This is a genomic window from Agrobacterium sp. 22-221-1 (assembly GCF_053522445.1).
This window is the reverse complement of the sequence record NZ_JBNWCL010000002.1, coordinates 326,385-346,811: the sequence shown is the minus strand read 5'-3', so window position 1 is coordinate 346,811 and position 20,427 is coordinate 326,385. Positions and strand designations below refer to the sequence as shown.

The 20,427-nt window shown below is 59.7% G+C and carries 22 protein-coding genes; 13 read left to right on the top strand and 9 right to left on the bottom strand.

Features of this window, described 5'->3' with window-relative positions:
- Positions 1-236: 236 nt before the first annotated feature.
- Positions 237-1,667 (top strand): mannose-1-phosphate guanylyltransferase/mannose-6-phosphate isomerase, encoded by a 1,431-nt coding sequence (locus tag ACQZ5N_RS05080; protein ID WP_448732290.1) that lies wholly within the window; start codon positions 237-239, stop codon positions 1,665-1,667.
- Positions 1,668-1,731: 64 nt separating this feature from the next.
- Here the strand turns inward: ACQZ5N_RS05080 and ACQZ5N_RS05075 are convergent, their stop codons facing one another.
- Positions 1,732-2,454 carry a CPBP family intramembrane glutamic endopeptidase gene (locus ACQZ5N_RS05075; protein ID WP_448732289.1) on the bottom strand — a complete coding sequence of 241 codons (723 nt, stop codon included), beginning with the start codon at positions 2,452-2,454 and terminating at the stop codon, positions 1,732-1,734.
- A 221-nt stretch (positions 2,455-2,675) separates the two neighbouring features.
- Between ACQZ5N_RS05075 and ACQZ5N_RS05070 the strand changes: the two genes are divergently transcribed.
- From ACQZ5N_RS05070 to ACQZ5N_RS05045, 6 genes are all read left to right on the top strand, one after another.
- Positions 2,676-3,908 carry an ABC transporter substrate-binding protein gene (locus ACQZ5N_RS05070; protein ID WP_059758544.1) on the top strand — a complete coding sequence of 411 codons (1,233 nt, stop codon included), beginning with the start codon at positions 2,676-2,678 and terminating at the stop codon, positions 3,906-3,908.
- Positions 3,909-4,051: 143 nt separating this feature from the next.
- The gene (locus ACQZ5N_RS05065; protein WP_269832192.1) at positions 4,052-4,954 is read left to right on the top strand and encodes a carbohydrate ABC transporter permease; all 903 of its coding nucleotides are present in this window, start codon (positions 4,052-4,054) and stop codon (positions 4,952-4,954) included.
- A complete protein-coding gene (locus tag ACQZ5N_RS05060) occupies positions 4,947-5,888 on the top strand; it encodes a carbohydrate ABC transporter permease (RefSeq protein WP_448732288.1) in 942 nt (313 codons plus the stop codon). The genes ACQZ5N_RS05065 and ACQZ5N_RS05060 overlap by 8 nt, the downstream gene beginning before the upstream one ends.
- Positions 5,889-5,893: 5 nt before the next feature.
- Positions 5,894-6,982, top strand: a complete 1,089-nt coding sequence (locus tag ACQZ5N_RS05055; RefSeq protein WP_059758596.1) for an ABC transporter ATP-binding protein — start codon at positions 5,894-5,896, stop codon at positions 6,980-6,982.
- A 57-nt stretch (positions 6,983-7,039) separates the two neighbouring features.
- Positions 7,040-7,804 carry a sugar phosphate isomerase/epimerase family protein gene (locus tag ACQZ5N_RS05050; protein ID WP_448732287.1) on the top strand — a complete coding sequence of 255 codons (765 nt, stop codon included), beginning with the start codon at positions 7,040-7,042 and terminating at the stop codon, positions 7,802-7,804.
- A gap of 24 nt (positions 7,805-7,828) precedes the next feature.
- The gene (locus ACQZ5N_RS05045) at positions 7,829-8,962 is read left to right on the top strand and encodes a Gfo/Idh/MocA family protein (protein ID WP_448732286.1); all 1,134 of its coding nucleotides are present in this window, start codon (positions 7,829-7,831) and stop codon (positions 8,960-8,962) included.
- Positions 8,963-9,221: 259 nt separating this feature from the next.
- Here the strand turns inward: ACQZ5N_RS05045 and ACQZ5N_RS05040 are convergent, their stop codons facing one another.
- A complete protein-coding gene (locus tag ACQZ5N_RS05040; protein ID WP_003523778.1) occupies positions 9,222-9,359 on the bottom strand; it encodes a hypothetical protein in 138 nt (45 codons plus the stop codon).
- 224 nt (positions 9,360-9,583) lie between these two features.
- Here ACQZ5N_RS05040 and queC point away from each other — a divergent pair, with 224 nt between their 5' ends.
- The 3 genes from queC to queE are packed head-to-tail and all read left to right on the top strand — an operon-like array spanning position 9,584 to position 11,402.
- The gene (queC, locus tag ACQZ5N_RS05035) at positions 9,584-10,294 is read left to right on the top strand and encodes a 7-cyano-7-deazaguanine synthase QueC (protein ID WP_448732285.1); all 711 of its coding nucleotides are present in this window, start codon (positions 9,584-9,586) and stop codon (positions 10,292-10,294) included.
- Entirely contained in the window at positions 10,294-10,650 is a 357-nt protein-coding gene (gene queD, locus ACQZ5N_RS05030) for a 6-carboxytetrahydropterin synthase QueD (protein ID WP_080854548.1), read from the top strand. The genes queC and queD overlap by 1 nt, the downstream gene beginning before the upstream one ends.
- Positions 10,647-11,402 carry a 7-carboxy-7-deazaguanine synthase QueE gene (queE, locus tag ACQZ5N_RS05025; RefSeq protein ID WP_448732284.1) on the top strand — a complete coding sequence of 252 codons (756 nt, stop codon included), beginning with the start codon at positions 10,647-10,649 and terminating at the stop codon, positions 11,400-11,402. Before queD ends, queE begins: the two co-directional genes overlap by 4 nt.
- 245 nt (positions 11,403-11,647) lie before the next feature.
- Here queE and ACQZ5N_RS05020 read toward each other — a convergent pair whose 3' ends face one another.
- From ACQZ5N_RS05020 to ACQZ5N_RS04995, 6 genes are all read right to left on the bottom strand, one after another.
- Positions 11,648-12,697 (bottom strand): Gfo/Idh/MocA family protein, encoded by a 1,050-nt coding sequence (locus tag ACQZ5N_RS05020; RefSeq protein WP_269832186.1) that lies wholly within the window; start codon positions 12,695-12,697, stop codon positions 11,648-11,650.
- A gap of 6 nt (positions 12,698-12,703) precedes the next feature.
- Positions 12,704-13,489: a ThuA domain-containing protein gene (locus tag ACQZ5N_RS05015; protein ID WP_046801358.1), complete on the bottom strand. Its 786-nt coding sequence runs from the start codon at positions 13,487-13,489 to the stop codon at positions 12,704-12,706.
- 57 nt (positions 13,490-13,546) lie between these two features.
- Positions 13,547-14,575: an ABC transporter ATP-binding protein gene (locus ACQZ5N_RS05010; protein ID WP_020811482.1), complete on the bottom strand. Its 1,029-nt coding sequence runs from the start codon at positions 14,573-14,575 to the stop codon at positions 13,547-13,549.
- Between the two features lie 10 nt (positions 14,576-14,585).
- Positions 14,586-15,419, bottom strand: a complete 834-nt coding sequence (locus tag ACQZ5N_RS05005; protein WP_448732283.1) for a carbohydrate ABC transporter permease — start codon at positions 15,417-15,419, stop codon at positions 14,586-14,588.
- Positions 15,416-16,390, bottom strand: a complete 975-nt coding sequence (locus ACQZ5N_RS05000) for a carbohydrate ABC transporter permease (protein ID WP_448732282.1) — start codon at positions 16,388-16,390, stop codon at positions 15,416-15,418. The genes ACQZ5N_RS05005 and ACQZ5N_RS05000 overlap by 4 nt, the downstream gene beginning before the upstream one ends.
- A gap of 64 nt (positions 16,391-16,454) precedes the next feature.
- Entirely contained in the window at positions 16,455-17,720 is a 1,266-nt protein-coding gene (locus tag ACQZ5N_RS04995) for an ABC transporter substrate-binding protein (RefSeq protein ID WP_448732281.1), read from the bottom strand.
- Positions 17,721-17,989: 269 nt separating this feature from the next.
- Between ACQZ5N_RS04995 and ACQZ5N_RS04990 the strand changes: the two genes are divergently transcribed.
- The 3 genes from ACQZ5N_RS04990 (at position 17,990) to ACQZ5N_RS04980 (ending at position 19,800) form a co-directional block, all read left to right on the top strand.
- Positions 17,990-19,003, top strand: coding sequence for a substrate-binding domain-containing protein (locus tag ACQZ5N_RS04990; RefSeq protein WP_020811486.1), 1,014 nt, complete (start codon positions 17,990-17,992; stop codon positions 19,001-19,003).
- Between the two features lie 174 nt (positions 19,004-19,177).
- Positions 19,178-19,375 carry a hypothetical protein gene (locus ACQZ5N_RS04985; protein ID WP_003523793.1) on the top strand — a complete coding sequence of 66 codons (198 nt, stop codon included), beginning with the start codon at positions 19,178-19,180 and terminating at the stop codon, positions 19,373-19,375.
- A 230-nt stretch (positions 19,376-19,605) separates the two neighbouring features.
- Positions 19,606-19,800 (top strand): hypothetical protein, encoded by a 195-nt coding sequence (locus tag ACQZ5N_RS04980; protein ID WP_080854899.1) that lies wholly within the window; start codon positions 19,606-19,608, stop codon positions 19,798-19,800.
- Here the strand turns inward: ACQZ5N_RS04980 and ACQZ5N_RS04975 are convergent.
- Entirely contained in the window at positions 19,769-20,350 is a 582-nt protein-coding gene (locus tag ACQZ5N_RS04975) for a DNA-3-methyladenine glycosylase (RefSeq protein ID WP_020811488.1), read from the bottom strand. The genes ACQZ5N_RS04980 and ACQZ5N_RS04975 overlap by 32 nt on opposite strands.
- Positions 20,351-20,427 lie beyond the last annotated feature (77 nt).

Here is a 20,427-nt window from a genome sequence, read left to right as displayed (position 1 = left end):
CGGGGCTTTTTCTTTGCCTGTGGTCGGTTTGAGCGGCCATTCTGTGCGGAACCTCGCATTCCCTCTTGCGTTAGGAAAACGTGCCTGCCGGCAAATGCCCCCGCCGTTCACCAAGCTTTCACAAGGCGAATTTATGAGCTTGCGCTTATCCGCCCGTGAACCGATGATGGCGGTATTTCGAAATATGTATATTGTCCGGCGCGCCGGGAAATTTTTAGAGTTGGAAAGGTTTTGTTGTGAAGGAACACTCTCGAAAGATCACGCCGGTTCTTCTTGCCGGCGGTGCCGGTTCGCGGCTTTGGCCGGTATCGCGCGATCAGTTGCCCAAGCAGTTTCAGCCGCTGGTCGGCAATCTTTCGACCTATCAGCAGACGCTGCAGCGGGTGGGCGACAAGGGGCTTTATGCCGAGCCGCTGGTGATCACCAATGAGGATTTCCGGTTCTTCGCCCGCCGTCAGGCCGAAGAGATCGATCTGCCGGCAACGGTGGTGCTGGAGCCCGCCCGCCGCGACAGCGCCGCCGCCATGGCCGCCGCCGCCGTGCTGGCCGAGCGCCGTGAGCCCGGATGCCTGGTGCTGGCGCTTGCCGCCGACCATGTCGTGCTCGATGCCGACAAGTTTTCAGACGCCGTGAAACTCGGCGCGAAGGCTGCCGATCAGGGCAATATCGTCGTCTTCGGCCTGGTACCGACCGAACCGCGCACCTCCTACGGTTATATCAAGCCGGGCGAGGCGATCGATGGCGAAAAAGACCTCAGCATCGTCGACGCCTTCGTGGAAAAGCCGGATATGAAGACGGCGATCTCCTATCTGGAAAAGGGTTATCTCTGGAATTCCGGCAACTTCCTGTTCCGCTCCGATGTGATGATCGCCGAACTGGAGGCCTTCGCCCCGGAAATCCTGGCAGCGGTGACGCAGGCGGTCGAGCAATATGAAAGCGACCTCGGTTTCGTGCGCCTGCATCAGGCAAGTTTCGAGGCTTCCCCGAAGAACTCCATCGACTATGCGGTGATCGAGAAGACCAAACGCATGGCGGTGGTGCATGGCCATTTCCGCTGGTCGGATATCGGCAGCTGGGATGCGATCTGGGAAATTGCCGACAAGCGCGGCAACGACAATGCGCTGGAAGGCAACGGCGTCTTCATCGATTCCGAAGGCTGCCTCATCCATTCGACGCAATTGCTGACGACGGTGGTGGGCGCCAAAGACATGGTGGTGGTGGCCACCAAGGATGCGGTTCTGGTGGTGCCGAAAAACCGGGTGCAGGATGTGAAGGGTCTGGTGGAGACGCTGAAGGACGGCGAACACGCACCGCAGACGCAAAGCCACAAACGCGTCTATCGCCCCTGGGGTTATATCGAACACATGTATGTGGACGAGCGTTACCGGGTGGGCCATATCACGGTCGATCCCGGCCACCGCATCTCGTTCCAGAAACATTATCATCGCTCGGAACACTGGATCGTCGTCAAGGGCACGGCGACGGTGACGATCGGCGAAGAGACGAAGTTGCTGACGGAGAACCAGTCGGTCTATATCCCGATCGGCCAGCCGCACCGGCTTGCCAATGAGGGGCAGATCCCGCTCGAGTTGGTCGAAATCCAGACCGGAGCCTATATCGGCGAGGACGATGTCATCCGCATCGAGGACGATTATAAAAGGCAATAGAACTGCCCCAGCGCCGAACGTTTAGGGAAGGTGAGCGGATAGTTGTCCGGCTTGCCTTTTCGGCTCAGGAGATCAGCGCGTTCACGCAATGGGCAAGGGCATGGGAAAGCATCGCCGCCTCCAGCCCCCGACGCCAGAACAGCCATCCGAACAGCAGGCCGGGAATGAAATTGGTGAGCAGGACTGCAAGGATCAGCGCCGCCTGCGGCCGAGCGACAATCGCAAACAGAAACGGCAGATGACCTGCGGCGAAGAGTGCCGCCGCCATAAGAATGGCAGCCCACAAAATCACCGGTCGAATCTGTCCTCTTCCTGTCATGCGCCAGAACGCCCAGGCGAAAAACGACATCAGGCCCCATCGGGTCAATAGCTCTTCCGTGATCCCGCCATAGAGAATCCGGGTCGCCATTGGGACATTAAAAGCGGTCATTTTTGTCATGGTGGCCGCATCCGCGACCGATGGCAGGATCACCGATGAATAGGCGATCATCAGCAGGCCGACGGCAATGCCCACCATGAGCGCGGGCGGCACCTGTGTTCGCAGAACCGCTCGCGGGTTGCCGCCCGTCAGCAAGCTGTCGACCAAGGGCGCGTCAAGTCCGAGTTTTGCGGCCAGAGCCTGACCGGTTGCAACCGCCGCAATGGTCAGCATTGCCGGCTGGATGAGGATCAGCAGGCGCATTCCGAATGAAAGTTGCTGTCCCGGTACAAGCTGCTCAAATGTCGCCAATAAAAGCGATGCGACGCCGGCCAGTCCGATGACCAAAAGAATATGCCAGCGCTTCATGGTCTCTTCACCTGTTTTCCTCGCTGCGAAGTTTTATAAGCGACTGGCATTGCGTGTGGATTACGCAGCGCAATCCCCTGTGTCGCAAGCTTATCCGGCGCATTTTCCAATGGTTCGAAATGCCTCCTGAGGGCGCTGTGAGATTCGTATTTTAGGCGGTTGCCTAATCAAAAATCTTCGCATACGTTCCAACTGCAACGTTTCAGTGAGGGAGGAGACTCATGCGAATGCGTGTTATTTCTGCGGCCTTTTTGGCCAGCGTCATGATTCCGGCGGGTATCGCCGGGGCCACCGATCTTGAGGTGACCCATTGGTGGACATCGGGCGGCGAAGCCGCAGCGGTGGCCGAACTGGCCAAGGCTTTCGACGCAACCGGTAACAAATGGGTGGATGGCGCGATTGCCGGTTCGGGCGGCACGGCCCGTCCGATCATGATCAGCCGCATCACCGGCGGCGACCCGATGGGTGCGACCCAGTTCAACCACGGCCGTCAGGCGGAGGAGTTGGTGCAGGCAGGCCTGATGCGCGACCTGTCCGATGTTGCCGCAAAGGGCAACTGGAAGGACGTCATCAAGCCGGCAAGCCTGCTCGACAGCTGCACCATCGACGGCAAGATTTACTGCGCGCCGGTCAACATCCATTCCTGGCAATGGCTGTGGCTTTCCAATGAAGCCTTCAAGAAGGCGGGCGTCGAAGTTCCGAAGAACTGGACGGAATTCGTTGCCGCCGCGCCGGCGCTGAAAAAGGCCGGCATCCAGCCGCTCGCGCTCGGTGGGCAGGCATGGCAGGCCAACGGCCTGTTCGACACGCTGACGCTTTCGATCGGCGGCAAGGATCTTTATCAGAAGGTCTATGGCGACAAGGATGCCGAAGCGGCAGCCGGGCCCGAGATGGCGAAGATTTTCGCGGCTGCCGTTGAGGCGCGCGACATGGCCAAGGGCACCAATGTTCAGGACTGGAACCAGGCCACCAACATGGTCATCACCGGCAAGGCCGGCGGCCAGATCATGGGTGACTGGGCGCAGGGTGAATTCCAGCTTGCCAACCAGAAGGCCGGCACGGATTACACCTGCCTGCCGGGTCTCGGCCTCAACGATTACATAACCACCGGCGGCGACGCTTTCTATTTCCCGCTCCTGAAGGATGAGGCGAAATCCAAGGCGCAGGATGTGCTGGCCGAAACCATCGTCGATCCGAAAACCCAGGTTGCTTTCAACCTCAAGAAGGGTTCGCTGCCGATCCGTGGCGACGTCGATCTCAACGCCGCCAATGACTGCATGAAGAAGGGTCTGGAAATTCTGGCCAAGGGCAATGCGCTGACCAGCACCGACCAGCTGATTTCCGCCGATACGCAGAAACAGAAGGAAGACCTGATGGCCGAATTCTTCGCGGGCTCGATGTCGGCGGAAGACGGGCAGAAGCGCTTCGCGGACATTATCGGTTCGGCGGACTGAGTGTGATCTCTCCGGGTGGGAAAGCGGTTCGCCGCTTTCCTTTCCAGCGTCCTGCCTGTGCAACAATCACCAGCACGGGCAGGGGTTTCATGCGGTGAGGCCTTTGCCTGACCGTTGACTGTAACGTTACAGGAGGAGGTAACATGGCAGGTCAAGCGCGCTCGGGGCGCCCCAACCAGCTTTTCCGCAATCTCAATTCCAAGATTGCCTCCATTCCCATGATCTTGACCGCCATGGTGATCTTCCTCGGCGGAACGATCTGGACGGTGGTTTATTCCTTCACCAATTCAAAGCTTCTGCCGCGCGCGAGCTTCATCGGTTTCGATCAATATGAGCGTTTGTGGGCAGCACCACGCTGGATCGTGTCCATCCAGAATCTGGCGATCTACGGCATTTTGTCGCTTATCTTCAGCCTCGTCATCGGCTTCGTGCTGGCGGCGCTGATGGATCAAAAAATCCGTTTCGAAAACACCTTCCGCACCATTTTCCTCTATCCTTTCGCCCTGTCCTTCATTGTCACAGGCCTCGTCTGGCAATGGCTGCTGAACCCGGAATTCGGCATCCAGTCCGTGGTTCGCTCGATGGGCTGGGAAAGTTTCACCTTCGATCCGCTCTATAATTCCCAGATCGTCATCTACGGTATCCTGATCGCGGCACTCTGGCAGGGCACGGGGCTGGTTATGTGCCTGATGCTGGCCGGTCTTCGCGGTATCGACGAGGACATCTGGAAGGCGACGCGTGTTGACGGCATTCCGATGTGGAAGACCTATATCCTCATCATCATTCCCATGATGCGGCCGGTCTTCATCACCACCCTCGTCATCATCGCCAGCGGCATCGTCAAGGTTTACGATCTGGTGGTGGCGCAAACGAGCGGCGGGCCGGGTATCGCGTCCGAAGTACCGGCGAAATATGTCTATGACTACATGTTTCAGGCGCAGAATCTCGGGCAGGGCTTTGCCGCCTCGACCATGATGCTCCTGACGGTCGCGATCATCGTCATTCCATGGGCCTACCTCGAATTCGGAGGCAAGAAGCGTGGCTAATATCAGCACATTGAACACGGTTGTCGCCGCCAGCGATGCGGTTGCTTCGGACCTTTCCGGCCCGCGCGGCAGGAAACCGAGGAAAACTTTTTCCCGCCGCAACATCATTCTTTACGGCACGCTCATCGTGGCTGCCGCTTATTATCTGCTGCCGCTTTACGTGATGGTCGTCACCTCGCTGAAAGGCATGCCGGAAATCCGGCTCGGCAATATCTTCGCGCCGCCGGTGGAAATCACCTTCGAACCCTGGGTGAAGGCCTGGGCCAATGCCTGCACGGGCCTGAACTGCGATGGGCTCTCGCGCGGCTTCTGGAATTCGGTGCGCATCCTCGTGCCTTCGGTGGTGATCTCGATCGTCGTCGCTTCCCTCAGCGGCTACGCCATGGCCAACTGGAAGTTCAAGGGATCGGAGCTGTTCTTCTCGATCCTCATCATCGGGGCCTTCATCCCCTATCAGGTGATGATCTATCCGATCGTCATCGTGCTGCGGGAAATGGGCGTTTATGGCACGCTGACTGGCCTCGTCATCGTGCACACCATCTTTGGCATGCCGATCCTGACGCTGCTGTTCCGTAATTACTTCGCCTCGCTGCCGGAGGAATTGTTCAAGGCGGCGCGCATTGATGGCGCCAATTTCTGGCAGATCTATTTCCGCATCATGCTGCCCATGTCGCTGCCGATCTTCGTCGTGGCGATGATCCTGCAGGTGACCGGCATCTGGAACGACTTCCTGTTCGGCGTGGTGTTCACGCGGCCGGAATATTACCCGATGACCGTGCAGCTCAATAACATCGTCAACTCCGTGCAGGGCGTGAAGGAATACAACGTCAACATGGCCGCAACCCTTCTGACCGGGGCCGTGCCGCTGATCGTCTATTTCGTCTCCGGCAGGCTTTTCGTCCGCGGCATTGCTGCCGGCGCAGTAAAAGGTTGAGCTATATGAACAAAAGCGTTTCCATTCGCGATCTTTCCCTGTCCTTCGGCGCCGTTACCGTGCTGAAAGACCTCAATCTCGATATTTACGACGGCGAATTCCTCGTGCTGCTCGGCTCTTCCGGCTGCGGAAAGTCGACCCTTCTCAATTGCATCGCCGGCCTTCTGGAGCCAACCGACGGGCAGATCTTCATCAAGGACCGCAACGTCACCTGGGAGGAGCCGAAGGATCGCGGCATTGGCATGGTGTTCCAGTCCTATGCGCTTTATCCGCAGATGACGGTGGAGAAAAACCTGTCCTTCGGCCTTCAAGTCGCCAAGGTGCCGAAAGAGGAGATCGACCGCCGCGTCAAAAGGGCGGCCGGCATACTCCAGATCGAGCCGCTGCTGAAACGCAAGCCCGCCGAGCTTTCCGGCGGCCAGCGCCAGCGTGTGGCCATCGGCCGGGCGCTGGTGCGGGATGTGGATGTTTTCCTGTTCGACGAACCGCTCTCCAACCTCGACGCCAAGCTGCGCTCGGAACTGCGCGTCGAAATCAAGCGGCTGCACCAGTCGCTGAAGAATACCATGATCTATGTGACGCATGACCAGATCGAGGCGCTGACGCTGGCGGACCGCATCGCCATCATGAAAAGCGGTGTCATCCAGCAGCTCGCCGATCCCGTCACCATCTACAACAAGCCGCGAAACCTCTTCGTTGCCGGTTTCATCGGCTCGCCGTCGATGAATTTCCTGCGCGGCGAGCTGATCGAAAAAGACGGCAAGGTGGTTTTCACCACCAATGGCGTGACTTTCGCGCTGGATGGCTATCATGCGGAAACGCCGCTTGCCGCCGGCCGTGCCGTGGTTCTGGGTGTCCGTCCGGAACATGTGCGCGTCGATGCCGATATCGTTGGCGGCGAAGTGCATGAGGCGATTGTCGATATCGAGGAGCCGATGGGCGCCGACAATCTGATCTGGCTGAAACATGCCGGGCATACCATGTCCGTGCGTGTCGGCGGCCACAGGCGGTTTTCACCCGGCACCAAGGTGCGCCTCGGCCTCGACATGACGATGGCCTCACTGTTCGACGCGCAAAGCGAGGACCGGCTCTAGAACAGCTTCGATTTACCCCCACACAATCCCAAGACCCAGATCTCTATGGAGGAGACAATGACAGAACTCGGTTTCCAGCTTTACAGTGCCCGTAATTTCCAGCCTTTTTCCAACATTCTGAAGAAGCTTTCGGCGGCGGGTTATAAACATGTCGAAGGTTATGGAGCGATGTACGCTTCGCTGGATGATGCCGGTTTGAAAGGCCTGCGCGCCGAACTCGACGCTAATGGCCTTGCCATGCCGACCGGCCATTTCGGTCTCGACCTTCTTGAGGGCGACCCGAAAAAGGCGCTCAATATTGCCAGGGTTCTGGGCGTGGAGGCGATCTATTGCCCTTATCTGATGCCTGACCAGCGCCCGACAGATGCGGCAGGCTGGTTCGCTTTCGGCAAGCGCCTGCAGGAGGCTGGCAAGCCTTTCGTCGATGCCGGGCTGGTCTTCGGCTGGCATAACCACGATTTCGAGTTCAAGACGCTTGGCGATGGCTCGACGCCGCAGGAGCAGATTTTTGCCGGTGGTCCGGATTTGAAATGGGAGGCGGATATCGCCTGGATTATCAGAGGCAATGCCGATCCGCTCGCCTGGATCGAAAGCTATGGCAAACGCATTACTGCGGTACATGTGAAGGATATCGCACCAGCAGGCGAGAATGCGGATGAGGATGGCTGGGCCGATGTCGGCCATGGGACCGTGGACTGGAAGGGTCTCGTCGCGGCGCTGAAGGCTAAATCCGCCACGAAACATTTTGTGGTCGAGCACGACAATCCCAAGGATATCGACCGGCTGATCACCCGCTCGATCGCATCTTTCAAAACCTACTAAGTTTCAATTTTCGGAGTTTGCATAATGGCCAGGGATCTTGGCGTCGGCATCATCGGATGCGGCAATATCTCGTCTGCTTATTTCTCGCTGGCACCGCTCTTCAAGGGCATCAAGGTGCTTGCCTGCGCCGACCTCAACCGCAATGCGGCGGAGCTGAGGGCGGAAGAATTCGGTGTCGTCGCGCAGTCCATCGAGGACCTGCTCGCCAACAAGGATATCGATGTGGTGGTGAACCTCACCATTCCCGCCGCGCATTTTCCGGTGTCGAAAGCCGCCCTTGAGGCAGGCAAGCACGTCTATTCGGAAAAGCCGCTGGTGCTTTCGCTGGAGGAAGGCGAGGAGCTACGGCGCATCGCCCGGGAGAAGAACCTCTCCGTCGGCTGCGCGCCGGATACCTTCCTCGGCGGCGCGCATCAGCTTGCCCGGCAATATATCGATGACGGTAAGGTCGGGCGTATCACCTCCGGCACCTGCCATGTGATGAGCCCCGGCATGGAGATGTGGCACCCCAATCCGGGCTTCTTCTTCCTGAAGGGCGGCGGGCCGATCCTCGATCTCGGGCCTTATTACGTTGCCAACCTCATCAACCTCATCGGCCCGGTGAAGCGCGTCGGCGCGCTGACCTCGATGGCCAATCCGACCCGTACGGTGACCAGCCAGCCAATGAACGGCGAGATCATTCCCGTCGAAACGCCGACCAATATCCATGCCCTGCTGGAATTCGTGAACGGCGCGACGATCACGCTTTCGGCGAGCTGGGATGTCTGGTCGCATCGCCACGCCAATATGGAGCTCTATGGCACGGAAGGCTCGATCTACGTGCCTGACCCGAATTTCTTCGGCGGCGTGGTGGAAGCGAGCGGGCGCGACAAGAATATCCAGCCGCTGGAAGACTGGGCGCATCCCTTCGGCATTGCCAATCAGGAAAGCCCGAACGGCCCGCGCGCCAACTATCGCACGGCGGGCCTTGCCGATATGGCGATTGCGATTTTGGAAGGCCGTGATGCCCGTTGCTCGCTGGATCGCTCCCTGCACGGTATCGATGTGATGACCTCGATCCTGAAGTCCGGTGAAGAGGGCCGTTTCATCGAAATGACGACGACCTGCACCCAGCCGGCGGCACTCGGCATCGAGGAGGCGCAGGCGCTGCTGCGCTGAGCCTGTCGAGTTTAAAAAAGGCCCGGCGCACTGCCAGTTCGCCGGGCCTTTTCCGCTCAGCCATGTAGTGGCGAGCGTCGCGTGTTCATCAGATTTTCATAGGCCGATAAAAAGACCCAGCCAGCGCGCAACGGTCCTGACCATCCAGATCAGGAACACGAAAGGGGCTATGCCAACAGCCGCGACGAGCGCCGCCGAGGCGATAACGAGCGCTGTGGTGAGATTACGCCTGAACCGGTGGCGTTTTGTGTCGAGAGCCTTATCCATGACGTATGGCGGTGATCAGCCCGCGAATGGTGAGCATGACATAAAGCATGCCCGCCATCGCCATCAGCAGGCCGGTGCCGAGAGAGCTGAGGTTGCTCAGCGAAAACAGAAATGTATCAGCCGCCACCATTGGCAAGACCCTTCAAGAACAGCAGATTTCGCATCGTTCTAGATCGTGCCGGTTTCCCGCATATGTCCCGATTGTTTCATCTTGTTGCTGCCGAGGGACATTTTCGTGATGGCGCGGCGTTGCGCGATTTCCGCAAGGCCCTTCACAAGCCCGTCGGTTTGGTTTAAAGCCGCTCCCCGTAATCCGGTCGCAGCCCACCCGGTCAAAACAAGGGATCCCAAATTATGAAAACCATCGTCATCTGCTCCGGCGGATTGGACTCCGTTTCGCTTGCGCATAAAATCGCGGCGGAACACGAACTTCTCGCTCTCGTCTCCTTCGATTATGGCCAGCGCCACAAGAAGGAGCTGGATTTCGCGGCCGATTGCGCAAGGCGTCTCGGCGTGCCGCATCATGTCATCGATATCAGAACCATCGGCGCCCATCTCACCGGTTCGGCGCTGACTGACGACATTGCGGTGCCGGACGGGCATTATGCGGAAGAGACCATGCGCTCCACCGTGGTGCCGAACCGCAATGCCATCATGCTCACCATCGCTTTCGGTCTGGCGGCGGCACAGCAGGCGGATGCGGTGGCGATTGCCGTGCATGGCGGCGATCACTTCATCTATCCCGATTGCCGGCCGGGCTTCATCGACAGCTTCAACGCGATGCAGGCGCATGCGCTGGAAGGTTATGCCGACGTCAAGCTCTTTGCGCCCTATGTCACGGTTTCCAAGGCGGCGATCGTCACCGATGGCGTGAAATACGGCACGCCGTTTGGCGAAACATGGTCCTGTTACAAGGGCGGCTTGCGCCACTGCGGCCGCTGCGGCACCTGCGTCGAACGGCGCGAGGCCTTTCATCTGGCGGGCGTCACCGATCCGACCGACTATGAGGACCGGGATTTCTGGGTGGCGGCCACCCATGCCTATGCGGCGCAGGAGGTGCGCTGATGTTCCGCATCACCAAGGAATTTCACTTCTCCGCCTCGCACCAGCTGAAAAGCCTGCCGTCGGACCATCAGTGCAATCGCCTGCACGGGCATAATTACATCGTCGAGATCGAGCTTGCGGGCGAAGCGCTGAACGAGCACGGTTTCGTGCGTGACTATCACGAGCTTGCACCGCTGAAACGCTATATCGACGATCATTTCGACCATCGCCACCTGAACGACGTTCTCGGCCATGACCGGGTGACGGCGGAATGCCTGGCGAAGCATTTTTATGACTGGTGCAAGGGCCGCCTGCCGGAAACCAGCGCCGTGCGCGTCAGCGAAACCGCCAAGACCTGGGCGGAATACCGGCCATGACGGCGGCTGCACACAAGATTGCAGCGAAGGAAACCACGATCCGCATCAGCGAAATCTTCGGACCGACCATTCAGGGCGAAGGCGTGTTGATCGGTCTGCCGACAGTCTTCGTGCGTACCGGCGGCTGCGATTACCGCTGCTCCTGGTGCGATACGCTGCATGCCGTTGACAGCGAGTACCGCGACACGTGGAAACCGATGCCGGTCGAGGTGATCTGGCAGGAGGTGCGACGGCTTTCCGGCGGCGTGCCGCTGACGGTCTCGCTCTCAGGCGGCAATCCGGCCATTCAACCGTTCGCGGCCTTGATCGCGAAGGGGCAGGGCGAGGGGTATCGTTTCGCGCTGGAAACGCAGGGCAGCATCGCCAAAGACTGGTTTGCTGCTCTCGACCATCTGGTGCTGAGCCCCAAGCCGCCATCGAGCGGCATGGAAACGGACTGGCAGGCCTTCGAAGACTGTCTTGCCGCCGCCGGCGATGGACCGCAGGTGGCGCTGAAGATCGTGGTGTTCGACGATGCGGACTATGCCTATGCCAAGGCGGCATCCGCGCGTTTCCCGCATCTGCCGGTCTATCTCCAGCCCGGCAACCACACCCCGCCGCCGCCCGATGACGACGATGCGCGTGTGGATATCGATGGGGTGATGGACCGGATGTTGTGGCTGGTGGAGAAGGTGAGCGAAGATCGCTGGTTTTCCGCCCGGGTGCTGCCGCAGCTGCATGTGCTGTTGTGGGGGAATAAGCGCGGGGTGTAGATTGTGCGGAAGGATTGAAATTCCACGTCGTAGTCCGCGTCTTTGAGAAAGCGCATAGCGGATTGAGCGAGCGGGTGCCCCTTGCTTCTTCTCCCCGAGGGGGAGAAGTCCGCGGCAGCGGGATGAGGGGGCGACGGTAGAGATATTCGGAAACGTTGCCCCCTCATCCGACCCTTCGGGCCACCTTCTCCCCGGCGGGGAGAAGAAACATGCGGCAACGTCGTGCCGCATGTTGTTCTTTCACATCAGGCCGAAACGGCCAGTTCGCGCCTCTCCCGATCCGCAATGATCGATAGATCGAGCACCTTCTGCAGATTGGCCGCATGACGGAAATCTGGATCGGCGGGGCCGCCTTCCATGACGGCCCTGGCGAATTTTTCGTAATTCGTCGGCACCGGGTCGACATCGATGGTCTTCCAGATCGCCTTTTCCACATCCTCGCCGATGCAGGCGCGCAGGCTGGAATAATCCGGGGTGTGGATCACTTCCAATGCGCCCTTGTCGCCATGGATGCGCAGGCGAAGTTCGTTCAGATGCCCCGTCGCCCAGCGGCTGGCATGGATGACGCCCATGGCGCCGTTTTCAAGCTCGGCGGTCATGGTGAAGCTGTCATTGGCGTCGAGGTCGTAGACGCCGATTTTATTGCCTTCATATTTGTCGAAGGTCTTCAGCCGCGTGAAGATGCGTTCCACATCGCTGCCTGCACCATAGGAGGCGAAGTCGAGAATGTGGATGCCGACATCGCCCAGCACGCCGTTCGAGCCATGCTTGGTGGAAAGCCGCCACAGCCACTTGCTCTCCGTCATCCAGTCGCCCCAGGCCTTGGAAACGAGCCAGCTCTGGAGATAGGAGGCTTCGAGATGCCGCACCTTGCCGATCTTGCCGGCCAGCACCATTTCGCGCGCCGCCTGCAAGGGTGCGACGTTGCGATAGGTGAGGTTGACCATGGCGACGAGGCCGGCCTTTTCAGCGGCGTCGGCCATTTCGGCGGCCTTGGCGTAGTTTTCCGCCAGCGGCTTTTCGCAGAAGACATGTTTGCCGGCCGCCAGAAGTTTCAGGCTGGTCGGGTGGTGGATCGCGTCCGGCGTGACATTGGCCGCCGCGTCGAATTCACCCCAGGCAATCGCATCATCCAGTGAGGTGAAAGAGAGCGGAATGTTGTGGCGCAGCGCAAAGCCCCGCACCACCACATCGTCCACATCCACCGCTGCGACGAGTTCGACGCCGGGGATTTCAGAGAAATATGTGGCATGGTTGTTGGCCATGCCGCCGGTTCCGAGAATGAGAAGTCTCATGGCTTGTTACCTGTAACCTGCTTCGCCTGCCTTGTGCAGCTTGGGGCCGCGTTCTTCGATGGGCTCCAGAGCCTTGTCGACGGGAACATTGGGGGCGTCGTGAATGCTTTTCAGTGCGCCAACGGGATTATAGGCCCATTTCACAGAGTTGCTGATGACCTTCTGCACATTGGCGTCGTGATAGGTCGGATAGGTCTCGTGGCCGGGGCGGAAATAGAAGATATTGCCGGCGCCGCGACGCCAGGTGAGACCGGACCGGAAGACTTCGCCGCCCTGGAACCAGGAGATGAAGACGGTTTCCAGCGGCTCCGGCACGGAGAACTGCTCGCCATACATTTCCTCGTTTTCCAGCTCGAAATGCTCAGGCAGACCGGCGGCAATCGGGTGGCGCGGATTGATGGTCCACAGGCGCTCGCGTTCGCCCGCCTCACGCCATTTCAGCGCGCAGGGCGTGCCCATCAGGCGCTTGAACGGCTTGGAGAAATGGCCGGAATGCAGGACGATAAGGCCCATGCCTTCCCAGACGCGCTTGGCGACACGCTCGACGATTTCATCCTGAACCGCACCATGGTCCTTGTGGCCCCACCAAACCAGCACATCGGTCTTGTCGAGGCGTTCCTGCGAAAGCCCGTGTTCCGGCTCCTGCAGCGTGGCGGTAGTGGCGTTGATCTCAGGATTCTGGTTCAGCGCGTCGGCAATGGTGTTATGCATGCCGTTCGGATAGATCGAACGCACCGTCTCATTGATGTGTTCGTGGATATTTTCGCCCCATACAACGGTGTTGATGGTCATTGTCATGCTCCTCGGTGAAAGCCGGGACCTTGGGTGAGCCCGGCGAAAGTTGAATGTTCAGGCGGCACCCCGGGCAGGGTTGCGGGCAAGCGCCCGGCCCTCGGCATCGAAACGATGTATCTGCGCCGCATCCGGCGCTATGGCGATGCGTTCACCGGCCGTGCGGCCGGTCACGCCCTCTTCACGAACGACGACGGGTTCATCCGCGCCGATCTCGACATAGATATAGCTGTCCGATCCCAGCATTTCCGAATGCACGATCTCGCCGCTCCAGCCGCTGCCATCGGTGGCGATGGCGATATGTTCGGGGCGGATGCCGATGGTTTTCGCCCCTTCGGCCTCCGCATATTTGCCGGTGAGGAAGTTCATCTTCGGTGAGCCGATGAAGCCGGCGACGAAGGTGTTGACCGGGCTTTCGTAAAGCTCCAGCGGCGTGCCGATCTGCTCGACCCTGCCGTCACGCAAGACGCAGATACGGTCGGCGAGCGTCATCGCCTCCACCTGGTCGTGGGTGACATAGATCATCGTCGTGTCATGCATCGAGCGATGCAGCTTGGCGATTTCGAGACGCGTGGCGACGCGCAATGCCGCATCGAGATTGGAGAGCGGCTCGTCGAAGAGGAAGACCTTGGGATCGCGCACGATGGCGCGGCCGATGGCGACACGCTGGCGCTGGCCGCCGGAAAGCTGCTTCGGCAGACGTTCCAGATAGGGCGTGAGCTGCAGCATCTCGGCGGCGGCTTCGACGCGCTTCCTGCGCTGTTCCTTGTCCGCGCCTGACAGTTTCATGCCGAAGGCCATGTTCTCGAACACGGTCATATGCGGATAAAGCGCATAGGACTGGAAGACCATGGCGACGCCGCGTTTGGCGGGCGGCAGGCGGTTCACCGTCTCGCTGTCGAAGGAGAGCGTGCCACTGGTAATTTCCTCCAGCCCGCAGATGAGGCGCAAAAGCGTGGACTTGCCGCAGCCGGAAGGGCCGACGAAGACCATGAATTCGCCGGAGCGGATGTCCATGTCGATGCCCTTGATGACATCGAAGGCGCCGAAGGATTTGCGAAGATCGCGCAATTGAATGGTGGTCATTTGTTTTCTCCTAGCCTTTGACGCTGCCGGCGGTGAGGCCGGAGATGATGCGTCGCTGGAAGATCAGAACGAGGACGACGAGGGGTGCGGTAACGATGACGGATGCGGCCATGATCGTTCCCCAGGGAATTTCGAACTGCGAGCCGCCCGACAGAAGCGCGATGGCGACAGGCACCGTGCGCTGCTCGTTCGATGAGGTGAAGGTAAGTGCGAAGAGGAATTCGTTCCACGCCGCGATGAAGGCGAGAAGCCCTGTCGTGACGAGTGCCGGCCACATCAGCGGCATGAACACCTGGGTGATGATGACCCATGGCGTTGCACCATCGACGATAGCCGCTTCCTCGATCTCGATCGGCAGGTCGCGCATGAAGGTCGTCAGCACCCAGACCGTGAAGGGCAGGGTGAATATCATGTAGGAAAAGATCAGCGCCAAGGGCGTATTGAAGATTCCAGCCCAGCGGATCAGTTCGAACAGGCCAGCGAGAACGGCAATCTGCGGGAACATCGAAACCGACAGGATGGTGAGCAGCAGCAGCGCGCGGCCACGGAAGCGGACGCGGGCGAGAGCATAGGACGCCGTTACCGCAAGGAACAGCGAGAGTATGACGACGGAAGATGCGACAAACAGCGAATTGCCGAGATTGCGCAGGAAAGTGCCGTTGCCGATGACGAAGCTGTAATTGGTCAGCGAGAAGTCACGCGGCCAATAATTGACCTGGAACAGCGCCGAGCCGGATTTCAGGCTCGTCAGGATCGCATAATAGAACGGGAATACCGAAATCACCATGATGATGGCGACCAGCGCGTAAAAAGCGGTGGTTTTCAGGATGCTTGGCAGGGTCATCGCGCGGCTCCATCGGTGTTGACGCGCCCGAGCCACATGTAGATGACGGTGATCGAGGCGATGATGAGGAACAGCATGGTGGAGGCTGCAGCACCGTAGGAGAACTTGTCGAAATCGAACAGGTTCTCGCGCGCCAGCACCGACATGGTGCGGGTCTGGGCGTTGTTGGGCGTCAGGATATAGATGAGGTCGAAGACGCGCATCGCATCCAGCATGCGGAAGATGACGGCGACCATGAGGGCCGGGCGGATCATCGGCAACGTGACGCGGAAGAACACCTTGACGGGATGAATGCCATCCACCTTTGCCGCCTCATACATGTCCTTCGGCACCATTTGCAGGCCGGCGAGAATGAGCAGCGCCATGAAGGGCGTGGTCTTCCAGATGTCGACGATCAGCACGGCGATCATCGCGGTCTCGGGATTGGCCGTCCAGGCGATCTTGCTGGAGATCAGCCCGAGATTGAGGAACAGGTCGTTCAATATGCCGAACTGGTCGTTCAGCATCCACGCCCACATCTGCGCCGAGACGATGGTGGGAATGGCCCAGGGCACGAGGATCGCGGCACGCACGAGGCCACGTCCCTTGAATTCGGCATTCAGCACCAGCGCGACGATGAGGCCGAGCACGGTTTCGAAGCTGACGGAAAGGATGGTGAATTTGAGCGTGTTGAGAACCGCGCCCCACCATGCGGGATCGGCAAGCAGGCCGCGATAGATGGTGCGGCCGCTGCTGAGCGTGATCCAGGTGAGGTAGTTCTTGAGGCCGACGAACTGCGCCCCCTCGAGATTGGTGAGCGAGGCGTCGGTGAGGCTGAACCACACGGTGCGCACCAGCGGCCAGCCCGCCACCAGCGCCAGCACCAGAAATGTGGGGGCAAGAAACAGCCAGGCAGATTTCAGTCGTTCCGACTGCAGGTCGGAGCCGGTGCCGGATGCCGCGACCGGTCTTTGAAGGGCGATGTCGTTCATGGGGATATCTCGCGGTTGGGGCGCGGGAGACGATCAGTCAAGACCGCCTCCCGCGCGGGCCGGATTACCAGCCGTTGCCTTTGAGATCGGTCAGTTCAACCTCGAGAAGTTCGAGATTTTCCGCTGCCGTGCCGTTGCCGGAGAGCGTGTTGTGCACGGCGCCCCAGAACTTGGCGGAAACCTCGTTATATTTCACCTTCGCCGAGGCGGAAGGACGCGGAACGGCGGTCTGGAAGATCGGCTTCCATGTCGGCATGAAGGGCTGCGCGGCAGCGACATCCTTGTCGTCGTAAAGGGATGCGATTGTCGGCATGTTGGAGAGCTGGATCGCGCGCATCTTCTGGGTGTCTTTCGACGCCAGGAATTTCACGAGCTGAATGGCTGCTTCCTGATCGTCGGAATATTTCGAAACGGCGAGGTTCCAGCCGCCGAGTGTCGAAGCAGGGGCTTCGCCTTCCGCGCCAGCTGGCAGCGGCGTGACGCCGAACTTGCCCTTGATGGCGCTGTCGTCGCCATTACCCAGTGCATAGGCATAGGGCCAGTTGCGCATGAAGACGGAATTGCCGGTCTGCCAGACGCCGCGCGCTTCCTCTTCCTTATAAGCGAGCACACCCTGCGGCGCGATGGTGCCGACCCAGCCCTTGGCGGTTTCGATGGCGGCTGCGGCTTTCTCATTGTTGACGGAGATATCGCCGTTGGTCTCGACAATGTGGCCGCCGCCGGCGGAAGCGATCCATTCCAGCGCGTTGCAGGTCAGGCCCTCATAGGCGCTGCCCTGGAAAACGAAGCCCCAGAGGTCCTTCTGGCCAGCCTCGCGCTCCTTGTCCTGGATTTCCTTGGCGGTCTCGCTCAGTTCCTTCCAGGTCTTCGGCGGCTGCTTGCCGTATTTTTCCAAAAGGTCCTTGCGATAGAAAAGCGCCGGCGCGTCGGTGAACATCGGCATGGCAACGAGCTTGCCGTCAACCGTCTGCGAGGCGACGATGGAAGGGAAATGATCGCCGATGACATCCTTCGTCGCTGCGGTCAGATCCACGAACTGGTCGGCCAGCTGCGGCGCCCAGATCACGTCCGTCTGGTAGACGTCGACGTCCTTGTTGCCGGCGGCAAGCCACAGCCGGTACTGGCTGAACTGTTCGCTGGACGATGACGGCATGGTGACGAGATTGACCTTGTGACCGGTCTCTTTCTCGAAGGCGGCGATCCGTTCGCGGAAGAACGCGACGTTCTTGCCGGTCGAGTTGGCGGCGATGGAAAGCTCGTCCGCCTCAGCCGAAACGGCGGCGGAAAACGCAACTCCGCACAGGAACAAAGTCTTCATGGAAATATTCATTGTCAAACTCCTCCGTTGACGCTTCCGATTGTCCTCAAAATTGAAAGCGCTTTTGACTGACGCGAGGCTCTCAAAAGCCGAGCATTCTGTCAATACTCTTTCTAATCCCCCGGAAATCGGCTGTTTTCGCCTACAATTTTTCGGCGTTTGCCTTTGGGAATGATCAACTGTAAGGTTTCAGGTGGAGGAAAATTGAAATCGTTTTCAATTTTTGTCGGCTTGAAAAATCCGCGGCGGCGACGCATGCAGGGGCAAATTGGCAAAAAATTATGAAGCTCAAGGAATTCGCAGAGAAAGTCGGGCTCTCGCCCACCACCGTCAGCCGGGCGCTGGGCGGCTACCCCGAGGTGCGCGAGGAAACGCGCCAGCGGGTGATGGAGGCTGCGCTGAAATACGGCTACCGGCCGAATGCAAACGCCGTCAGGCTGGCGACGGGCAGGGCAGGCGCCATCGGCGTCGTCATGGGCCGTTCGGGCGGCGGGCACTTCTTTTCCGAATTCATGGGCGGCATGGCGACCCGGCTGGAACGGGAGGAGACCGACATTCTCGTCAGCGTTACCGTCGACAATAATCTCGATGAGGAACTGGCGATTTTCAGCCGGCTGGCGTCGAGCGGCCGGGTGGATGGCATCATCGTGCATTCGCCCCGCCCCGAGGATGAGCGTATCGCGCTGCTCAACCGGCTGGGCGTGCCCTTCATCGTGCATGGTCGCTCAAAGACGCCTTTCGAACATGCCTGGCTCGATATCGACAACCACGACGTCACCTATCGTCCGACGATTCATTTTCTGGAGCGCGGACACAGGCGCATCGCCCTTATCAATGGTCCGGTTGGCCGCACCTTCGTGCAGGACCGCGAGCAGGGTTTTCGCGAGGCGCTGGCGACGCACGGCATTACGCCGGATCCACGTTTCATGATGAATGAGCACTTCAGCGAGGAGACGGCCTTTCGCTTCGCCCGCTCGCTGCTGGAACAGACGCCGCGCCCCACGGCCTTTGTGGCGGGTGCGATGATGACGGCGCAGGGTGTCTATCGCGCCGCGACGCAGATGGGGCTGACGATCGGCAGGGATGTCTCAGTCATCGCCCATGACGACGTGTTTCCTTACCTTACGCCGGAAAGCATGATGCCGCCGCTTTCCACCACCCGCTCGCCCATGCGCATGGCGGGTATGCGGGTGACGGACCTGCTTTTGCAGATCATCGGCGGCCGTCCCGTTCGCGAGGTTCAGGAATTGTGGCCGGTCGAACTGATCTTGCGGGAATCGGTCGGCCCTGCCTGAACTTGTCGCCATAGCTCACTGATTCCACTCCATTTTGTGAACGTCAGTTGATAACGTTCGCCTTTCGTCATCTATACGTCCGCGCCGTCTCATGTATAATCGGAACAGTCACGGGTGTTATGGAACAGGACCCGGGCCGGCGCGTTGAGGGGACGTGTCGAAGGAGGTGGACGGATGTTTGAATTTTTAAAACCGCAACAGCAGACTGTGATCGATGATGTCGAGGCGACCGGCACCTATGCCGATGCGCTGCTCAACGTTCCGAGCCCGGAACTTAACCGTTCGACCGCTCGCGAGCATGGTCACGAGGCCCACTCCCGCGACTATTGCGAAAATCGCGATATTTCCCGCAGCGCGCTCGGTTTCGCCTGAGCCATCGCAAAAACCTTCCTTAAAAAACGGAACGGACAGGCCGTGCCCGCGTTTTCCCTGTACGACCCGCAGGGCGGCGCAACCGGACCGAAGGGACCTGACCGGCATTTGACCGATGGGCGAATTGGGTGTTGCGCCGCCTGATTGGCGACAGCGCAAAGGCGCTGTCCCACGAGATAAAAACGCAGCTTGTGCCCATCGTGGCAAAGCGTGTTTATCAGGAGGCCGCGATGCCAGCCGTTCCCGTCGAACCCTATCCCGAACCGCCGATGCCCGTGCCGCCGCAGCCGGATATTCCGCCGGTGGAAGAACCGGAACCCGACCGGTTGCCGGACGAGGCGCCGACACCCAACCCCGACGAAAATGACGGGCCGCCGAAGGTGCTCTCGTCTTTTATGCCTCTCCGTTCTCGAATTTCTTGCTGACGAAAGCCGAGCCCTTGAGCCCGAAGCGCCATGGATATTCCGTCGCGCGGCTGATGCCGATTCGTCTGCCGCTGGTGACGGCGGCGGCTTCTTTCGGCAACCGCAGGAAAAACGGCGCTGCGTTCAACGGCGCGCCGTCCATCTCCCCCGTAATCGCCAGCGCCTGACAGAGCCTGCCCGGACCTGAGCAGAGAAGTTTCGGCTTGTCAGTTCCCCGTCGCAGTTTCATCATGTCTATGCCGGTCAGGGGTTCGATGGCGCGCAGAAGCACGGCGGAACCCGGGGCGCAGACAAAGTTGGCGCACCAGTGAATACCATAGGACCGGTAGACATAAAGACGGCCGGCCGGGCCGAACATTGCCCTGTTGCGCGGGGTCTGCCCGTTAAAACTGTGGGATGCCGGGTCGTCCGGATGATAGGCTTCGGTCTCCACGATGATGCCGCCGGTATTGCCGATGCGGAACTCCGCGCCGATGAGGGCGCGGGCCACATCCAGCGCATCGCGCAGGAAGAAACTCTCCTGCATTTCCGGGCCAAAGGCCTGATCCATCTGGAACCCTTCCGCTCTGCCGTCGTTGTGAATTCAGGTTCTAACCGTTTTCCAGCATCGGATTCGTACCGGTGCTT

Coding starts and splice junctions, on each gene's coding strand:
- ACQZ5N_RS05075 (WP_448732289.1), bottom strand. CDS start 2,454: ATGAAGCGCTGGCATATTCTTTTGGTCATCGGACTGGCCGGCGTCGCA.
- ACQZ5N_RS05070 (WP_059758544.1), top strand. CDS start 2,676: ATGCGAATGCGTGTTATTTCTGCGGCCTTTTTGGCCAGCGTCATGATT.
- ACQZ5N_RS05065 (WP_269832192.1), top strand. CDS start 4,052: ATGGCAGGTCAAGCGCGCTCGGGGCGCCCCAACCAGCTTTTCCGCAAT.
- ACQZ5N_RS05055 (WP_059758596.1), top strand. CDS start 5,894: ATGAACAAAAGCGTTTCCATTCGCGATCTTTCCCTGTCCTTCGGCGCC.
- ACQZ5N_RS05050 (WP_448732287.1), top strand. CDS start 7,040: ATGACAGAACTCGGTTTCCAGCTTTACAGTGCCCGTAATTTCCAGCCT.
- ACQZ5N_RS05045 (WP_448732286.1), top strand. CDS start 7,829: ATGGCCAGGGATCTTGGCGTCGGCATCATCGGATGCGGCAATATCTCG.
- ACQZ5N_RS05040 (WP_003523778.1), bottom strand. CDS start 9,359: ATGGTGGCGGCTGATACATTTCTGTTTTCGCTGAGCAACCTCAGCTCT.
- queC (WP_448732285.1), top strand. CDS start 9,584: ATGAAAACCATCGTCATCTGCTCCGGCGGATTGGACTCCGTTTCGCTT.
- queD (WP_080854548.1), top strand. CDS start 10,294: ATGTTCCGCATCACCAAGGAATTTCACTTCTCCGCCTCGCACCAGCTG.
- queE (WP_448732284.1), top strand. CDS start 10,647: ATGACGGCGGCTGCACACAAGATTGCAGCGAAGGAAACCACGATCCGC.
- ACQZ5N_RS05020 (WP_269832186.1), bottom strand. CDS start 12,697: ATGAGACTTCTCATTCTCGGAACCGGCGGCATGGCCAACAACCATGCC.
- ACQZ5N_RS05015 (WP_046801358.1), bottom strand. CDS start 13,489: ATGACCATCAACACCGTTGTATGGGGCGAAAATATCCACGAACACATC.
- ACQZ5N_RS05010 (WP_020811482.1), bottom strand. CDS start 14,575: ATGACCACCATTCAATTGCGCGATCTTCGCAAATCCTTCGGCGCCTTC.
- ACQZ5N_RS05005 (WP_448732283.1), bottom strand. CDS start 15,419: ATGACCCTGCCAAGCATCCTGAAAACCACCGCTTTTTACGCGCTGGTC.
- ACQZ5N_RS05000 (WP_448732282.1), bottom strand. CDS start 16,390: ATGAACGACATCGCCCTTCAAAGACCGGTCGCGGCATCCGGCACCGGC.
- ACQZ5N_RS04995 (WP_448732281.1), bottom strand. CDS start 17,720: ATGAATATTTCCATGAAGACTTTGTTCCTGTGCGGAGTTGCGTTTTCC.
- ACQZ5N_RS04990 (WP_020811486.1), top strand. CDS start 17,990: ATGAAGCTCAAGGAATTCGCAGAGAAAGTCGGGCTCTCGCCCACCACC.
- ACQZ5N_RS04985 (WP_003523793.1), top strand. CDS start 19,178: ATGTTTGAATTTTTAAAACCGCAACAGCAGACTGTGATCGATGATGTC.
- ACQZ5N_RS04980 (WP_080854899.1), top strand. CDS start 19,606: ATGCCAGCCGTTCCCGTCGAACCCTATCCCGAACCGCCGATGCCCGTG.
- ACQZ5N_RS04975 (WP_020811488.1), bottom strand. CDS start 20,350: ATGGATCAGGCCTTTGGCCCGGAAATGCAGGAGAGTTTCTTCCTGCGC.